This is a genomic window from Komagataeibacter europaeus LMG 18890 (genome assembly GCF_000285295.1).
Classification (GTDB): Bacteria; Pseudomonadota; Alphaproteobacteria; order Acetobacterales; family Acetobacteraceae; genus Komagataeibacter; species Komagataeibacter europaeus.
The window spans coordinates 1-7,283 of sequence record NZ_CADP01000125.1 but is presented as its reverse complement, the minus strand read 5'-3'; the positions used below and the strand labels follow the sequence as shown (position 1 = coordinate 7,283).

Annotated in this window: 5 protein-coding genes; all 5 read right to left on the bottom strand. The window is 61.2% G+C overall.

Annotated elements, in window-relative coordinates:
- Window positions 1-89: 89 nt before the first annotated feature.
- Entirely contained in the window at window positions 90-3,194 is a 3,105-nt protein-coding gene (locus GEU01_RS18455) for an efflux RND transporter permease subunit (protein WP_019087209.1), read from the bottom strand.
- Entirely contained in the window at window positions 3,172-4,392 is a 1,221-nt protein-coding gene (locus GEU01_RS18450) for an efflux RND transporter periplasmic adaptor subunit (RefSeq protein WP_019087210.1), read from the bottom strand. The genes GEU01_RS18455 and GEU01_RS18450 overlap by 23 nt, the downstream gene beginning before the upstream one ends.
- A gap of 330 nt (window positions 4,393-4,722) precedes the next feature.
- On the bottom strand, window positions 4,723-5,322 hold the full coding sequence (locus GEU01_RS18445; RefSeq protein WP_010515894.1) for a CatB-related O-acetyltransferase: 600 nt from the start codon (window positions 5,320-5,322) through the stop codon (window positions 4,723-4,725).
- 135 nt (window positions 5,323-5,457) lie between these two features.
- Window positions 5,458-6,378 (bottom strand): SDR family oxidoreductase, encoded by a 921-nt coding sequence (locus GEU01_RS18440; RefSeq protein WP_019087249.1) that lies wholly within the window; start codon window positions 6,376-6,378, stop codon window positions 5,458-5,460.
- Between the two features lie 173 nt (window positions 6,379-6,551).
- Window positions 6,552-7,283 (bottom strand): PQQ-dependent sugar dehydrogenase (locus tag GEU01_RS18435; RefSeq protein WP_019087248.1); only part of this gene is annotated, 732 nt, incomplete at its 5' end.

The following is a 7,283-nucleotide window of genomic DNA, read 5'->3' as shown; positions in this document are numbered from 1 at the left end:
GGGCATGGGCATCTGTGGCCGGTGGTAAGTGGGGGCCAGCCACGCGCAGCCCGCCAGCAGCGCAGGCAGCAGGAGGATCGGGATGCGTTTCATCTTGTGGCTCCCTCAACCTGCGGCGATGGCGTTTCCTTCACCTTGAACCACAGCACGTACAGCGAAGGCAGGAAGATCAGCGTCAGCACCGTCGCCACGGCCAGCCCACCCATAATGACATCGGCCATTGGCCCCCAGAATACGCTGGACGCAATGGGCAGCATGCCCAGGATGGCGGCGACAGCGGTCAGCATGATGGGGCGGAAGCGGATCTTGGCCGCATTCATCACCGCATCCCATTCCGACTGCCCCAGATCCTTTTCGATCTGGATCTGATGCACCAGAATGACCGAGTTGCGGATGATCATGCCAATCAGCGCCACCAGCCCCAGCATGGCGATGAACCCCATCGGGTGCTGGGTCAGGAACAGCGCACCCACCACCCCGATCAGGCCAAACGGGGCCACGCTGATGACCAGCGCCAGCCGCCTGAAGTCCTGCAACTGGATCATCAGCACACCCAGCATGACCAGGATCATGAGCGGCACGACAGCCACGACGGATTTCTGCGATTTCGCACTCTCCTCCACCGTGCCGCCCACCGCGACATGGTAGCCTGATGGCAGGCTGGCATTGAACGCCGCGATTTTCGGGGCCAGCGTGCCAACGGCGGTATCCGCCTGCACCCCATCGCGCAGTTGCGCCTGTATGGTCAGCGTCGGCAGGCGGTCGCGCCGCCAGATCAGGGGATAATCCTCGACGTATGAAACACTTGCCACGGTAGACAATGGCACCGTCTGGTCATTGGGCAGGCGGATATCAAGATTGCGCAGATCCTCGATCGACAGGCGCTGGGCATGGTTGGCGCGCAGAACGACATCGACCAGATAGATGCTGTCACGGACCTGCGTCGCCGTAAGCCCGGTCACCGCCGAATTGATGGCCAGCGCAATCGCCCCCGATGACAGGCCCAGACGATGCGCTTCATCCTGCCGCACGTCGATCTTCAGCTTGCGCGCGGGATCGCCCCAGTCGAAATTGACCATGTGCAACTGGTTGCTGTCGGCCATGATCTTCGCCACGTCATGCGCGTAATGCCATACCCGGTCTGGGTCACGGCCGGTCACGCGGTACTGCACTGGCCAGCCCACCGGTGGCCCGAGTTCCAGCGGGAACAGCCCATGCACCACGTCGGGCATGTCGCGGCTCAGTGCACCATCCAGCCGCTTGCGCAGGCGGTCACGCGCCACGGCACTCTTGGCCACGATGACGGTCTGGGTAAAGAAGTCGTTGGGCAACTGCTCATTAAGCGACAGGTAAAAGCGCACAGCCCCGCGCCCGACATAGGAACTCCAGTGGTCGATATCGGGATCATTACGCAGGATGGCATCCAGCCGGCGCGAGACATCCGCCGTCGCCTTGATCGATGCCCCCTGCCGCAGCGACAGGTCAACCAGCAGTTCCGGCCGGTCGGATGCAGGGAAGAACTGCCGGGGCACCAGTGGGGACAGCGCAATGGCCACGACCAGTGCGGCAAGGCTGGCCAGCACGGTCGCACGCGGGCGGCGCATGGTGAACAGTAGCGCCCGGCTGAACACGCGCAGCAGTCGCCCTTCCGGCGGGGCATGGGGTGCTGCCGCCGGGCGCCGCTTCAGGATGGTCACCCCCACCAGCGGCGCCACCAGCACGGCCACGAACCATGACGCGATCAGCGCCATGCCCACCACGGCGAACAGAGAAAATGTGTATTCCCCCGCGACACTTTTCGCGAACCCGACCGGGATGAACCCCGCCACTGTCACAAGGGTGCCGGTCAGCATGGGGAACGCGGTCGAGACATAGGCGTAGGTCGCGGCCCGTGTCAGGGTCCAGCCTTCCTCCAGCTTGCTGACCATGCTTTCCACCGTAATCATGGCGTCATCGACCAGCAGGCCGAGGGCGATGATCAGCGCGCCGAGCGAGACGCGCTGCAGGTCAATGCCGAACATTTTCATGCACACGAACACGACTGCCAGCACGAAGGGAATGCAGAACGCCACCACCGTGCCCGCGCGGGCGCCAAGGCTGAGGAAGCTTATGCCCAGCACGATGACGATGGCCTCGAACAGGGCCTCGGTAAAGTCCCCTACCGCGTCATGCACCACCTTGGGCTGGTTGGCGACAAGGTGCGCCTCGATGCCGATGGGCATGCGGGCGTGCAGTTCAGCCATTTTGGCCGTGATGTTCTTCTCCAGTTCCAGCACGTTGCCACCACTGCGCATGCTGAGCGCCAGCCCGATCGCATCCTGCCCGCCCACGCGGAACATGGTCTGCGGCGGGTCGGAATGGGTGCGGGTGATAGTGGCGATGTCACCCAGCCGGATCTTGCGGCTGCCGGCATAGACCGTGACATTGGCAATGTCCTGCACCGACCCGAACTGCCCGGTGGGCTGGACCTGTATCTGTTCGCGCCCGGTATCGATCACGCCGGATGGTACGGTGGCGTTCTGCGCCAGCAGGGCGGCCGCAATCGTGGCCCCGTTTATGCCCAGCCGGGCCAGGTGGTGGGTGGAGAAATCGACATAGATCTTCTCGTCCTGCGCGCCCAGCGTGTCGATCTTGGCCACGTCGGGCACATGCAGCAGTTCGTCGCGCACCGTCTCGACATAGTCACGCAGTTCGCGGTGGGAAAAGCCATCGGCGGTAAAGCCGTAGATGATACCGTAGGTATCGCCGAACTCGTCATCAAAGAACGGGCCGAGCGTGCCCTGCGGCAACTGGGCCTTGATGTCGCCCACCTTCTTGCGCACCTGGTACCAGATGTCGGGCACTTCCGCCTTGGGTGCGCCGGACAGCAGGTTGACGAAAATCGTGGTCTTGCCCGCCAGCGTATAGCTCTTGACGTAATCGAGGTCAGGCGTTTCCTGCAGTTTCTTCTCGATGCGTTCGGTCAGCTGGTGGGTGGTTTCCTCCACCGACGCACCGGGCAGGAACGCCTCCACCACCATGGTCTTGACGGTAAAGGGCGGGTCTTCATTCCGGCCCAGTCTGAAGTAGGACTGGATGCCGGCCACGCCGATCAGGATCATGAAGAACAGGACCAGCGCACGGTGGCGGATGGACCAGTCGGACAGGTTTATGCCCCCCGGCGCGCGTGGCTCAGGGACGGACATCGGCTTCATCCAGCAGGCTGACCTTTTCTTGCGGATACAGCGCCTGCACGCCTGCCGTCACTACCCTGTCCCCGGCGTTCAGGCCGGATGCGATCACCACGTCATCGGTGGCATAACGGGCAATGGTGACGGGGCGCTGGGAGACGCGCAGCGTGTCGGGGGCCACGATCCAGACCGCAGGTTTGCCGTCCTGTGTGGCAAGGGCGGCGGGCGGCAGATGGACGGTTGGCGCTGATGATATGGACAGATGCCCCGTCACCACCGCGCCCAACGGCATCATGTCCCGCGTGGCGCGCAGTAGCGCCTTGGTATGATAGGTGCGGGTCAGCGGATCGGTATCGGGCGCGATTTCATAGATCGCGGCGGGTGCGCAGGTAGCAGGCGCTGCGTCCAGGCACACCTTCATGGTCATGCCCACGGTCAGACGGGACTGCGCCAGGGCTTCGGGCATGTCGAACTGCCCGTCCAGCCCGCCACCCGCCGCCATGCGCAGGACGGGCTGGCCTGCGGCCACCACCTCGCCTGCTTCCACCAGCCGGTCGGTCACGATGCCGTCCTCGGGCGCCATCAGGCGGGTGTAGCCAAGCTGTTCCTGCGCCACGCGTACCTGCGCCTGTGTCGCCTGCACCTGGTCCTGCGCGGTTTTGTAGCGGCGCACCGCGTCGTCATAATCGTTGCGTGAAATGGCCTCCACCGGCAGCAGGGCTGCGGCCCGCTGCTTCAGGGGGGCAGCCTGTTCCAGCGCCGCTTTTGCCGTGGCGTTTTCCGCCAGCGCCGTGCGCAGCGTCTGCTGTGGCACCGTGTCATCCAGCCGCGCCAGCACGTCCCCCGCACGCACGACGCTGCCTGCGGACACGGAACGTTCCACCACCTTGCCGGGCAGGCGGAAGGCGAGGTTGATGGACTGATGGGCGGAGACCTGTCCCGTCACCACCTCGCCGTTCGTGTCAGGCGTCGGGTCCACAATGACGGATCGGACGGGGCGGACTTCCTCCACTGCCACCTTCTTGTGGCAGGCTGAAAGCAGAAGCAGCAGGCAGAGCAGGATCAGGCCCGGAGCGCTACGCGGTTTTTCCACGGCGGGCGCGGGATATTGGCCCGGCGGGAGGCTGCCTTCCCTGTGCAGGATCGGATGAAGAATGGTAGCCAGGAAAGATGGAGGCTGGGCATGGCCCACGCTTTCATTGCCAGTATGTCTGGTTTGCATGGATACCGATCACCCTCAGTCATGTCCTGAATCCAGCGGCACGACGCAGCCGTTATGGCTTGCATAGACGAGACCGTATCGTATTGCAATGGCGTACAGGTGCTACTGTCGGCTGGCTGCAAACACGCGGGTAACAGGTGGGATTACGTAGGCACACATATGGTGCTGATCCGTTTGTTTTACCTTATTCGGCCCTAAACCGGCCAATTTGGCATGAACCAGCATGAATGAGCGGGTTCAGACATGAGCTCAGATAGGAACAAATTGGGGCGGGCATTCAGCGTTTCCCATGGCGCAATGCTATCAAGCTATTGGAAGGGGATGAAGGCGCTACGCTGGAACACCTTCATATGCACTCAGGAATCCCTCGATATTATCGCTCATCAGGAGCGGCATCCGAGCCCGTATGACCTCCTCTGGCCAGTCCCACCATGCCAGTGCGAGCAGCCGCTCGATGGTTCTCTCGGGGAAGCGGTATCTGATAACCCGGGTCGGATTGCCGCCGACGATGGCGTAAGGCGGCACGTCCCTGGTCACCACCGCCGCCGTGGCAATGATCGCGCCAGACCCGATGGTTACACCTGACATGATGTTGGCCCGCGCGCCGATCCAGACATCATTGCCGATGACGATATCCCCCTTGGTGGAATGGTCATCGGATGCGTCAGCTGCTTCGGGCCAGAAATTGCACTGGTTCTTGAACGGGTAGGTGGTGATCGTGTCCGTGCGGTGGTTGCCCAGGATCATCAGCACTTCGCGGGCAATCGAGCAGTATTTCCCGATCTTCAGGCCGGCATATTCGGCCTCTATGATGATGGGAGAACCCTTGGCGCCATACGTATGGTCCCCGATCTCCCAGCCCCATTCCTCAATCTCGTGGGCAAGCGTGTAGCGTAGGAGCAGCGAAAAGGCATTCTTGCCGTAATACATCTGGGCAGTTTTCTCCCATCATGGTTGAGGTTAAGCGGCTGTCGATATGTGTTTTTGCACATCGGTCACAGGAATCAACTGCCTTGCCATAGTGGACTTGTTAAGAACGAGATATATGAAGCGCTATCAACCTCTTTATTCCTTCCTGATCAGTTCCAGCCCCTCTTCATATGTCATCACGGAAAAATCGGGAAAATGACATTTGAATTTCGTTGAGTCGAAGAGATTGTCCTGCTCGTAGCGAGGCAACATCTCCTTTATTTCCCGCACCTTTTTTGAAAAAATGCCTGCAATGATCAGTGGCCATTTTCCGATGACCGAATAAGAAGGCGTTCGTCCGAAAACCCGGCTCGCCATGGTAACGAATGTCTTATAGGTCGGCCGCTCATCACAGCATGGCAGATGCCAGGTCTGTCCGAAAGCATCCGGTGTATTGCCCAGCGTTGCCAGCGCGCGGCTCGCATCCGGCGTCCAGATAAGGGTCCGGCGGGTGTCATCACGGACAGGAACCAGGGATCTTTTACCAGCTTTCAGCCTGTCAATGATCAGGGCGTTGGTGAAGCTCTGGGTTTTTCCCGGACCATAGAATTCCGGTGCGCGGGCAATGAGCACGGGAATGTCTCCGCGTGCCATTTCCTGCAGCACCATGGTAGCCATTGCCGCGCGCACGCGTCCTTTCCGGCCAACCGGGGCAAAGCGCGTTTCCTCCGTCTGGATCTGGCTGTTCTGCGGATACATGTAGGTATTGTCGAAATAGGCAAAGCAGGCCCCCGCCATCCGGCAGGCTTGCAGGGCATTCCTCAGCATGACGGGAAACTGTTCCTCCCAGAGTTTGCTGTCAGGGGGCAGCCCGGCCGTGAAGTAGACGATCCGGCTGCCTTTCACTGCCTGTGTCGTCTGCCCTGCATCCAGCAGGTTCGCCGCGATGAGCGTATCGTCTTCGTTGACCTTGCGGGGATTGCGGCTCACAAGCCGCAACGCCCTCGTATGATGCTGATGCAATGTCCGCGCCAGTTCCGTGGCGATCTGACCATTTGCGCCCAGTATTGTCTGCATGTGAGGCTGCCTCCATGATGTCAGGTAGGTTTGCCCTTACACCGTTAACCTTGAAGTCAGATTTAATGTCAAACCACAGATTGACCTTCAACCGGGCTTGAACGTTACAGGATAGTGGTCATCTCAGAACCGATCCAAAGAAATGAGCCGGGTACGGCCGGTCTGCACTCCATTCATTCGGCAGCGTTACCGGACACACGCCATATGACACCGCCCACATCGTCTGCCACCAGCAATGCGCCCGACCTGTCAACCGTGAGGCCCACGGGTCGACCATGCACATGCGCTTCGTCGGCTGTCAGAAAACCCGTCAGTACATCAACCGGCGTGCCGGACGGCTTCCCATCGGCAAACGGCACATAGATGACCTTGTAGCCACTCTTGGGCCGCCGGTTCCACGATCCATGCTGTGCGACGAACAGTCCATGGCGCCAGGCGTCCGGAAGCTGGGTGACATCCTGAGAGAAGGTGATGCCAAGGGAGGCCGTATGCGGGCCAAGCGCATAATCCGGCGCGATCGCCTGCGCGACGAGGTCCGGTCGCTGCGGCGAGACCCGTGTGTCAACGTGCTGGCCATAATAGCTGTAAGGCCAGCCATAGAATGCGCCTTCCTTGACCGAGGTAATGTAGTCGGGGACGAGGTCGCTACCGATTTCATCGCGCTCGTTGACCACCACCCACAGGGCACCGCTCTCCGGCTCAAAAGCCAGCCCGTTCGGGTTGCGCAGCCCCGTCGCATAGGGCGTCAGCTTTCCCGTGCTCAGATCGAGCCGGTCGATCCGGGCCCGTCCCTCTTCGACGTCCATCCCGTTATCGGCAACATTGCTGTTGGACCCGATGGTCACATACAAAAAACGGCCATCCGGGCTGGCAAGCAGGTTTTTTGTCCAGTGATGGTTGTAGCC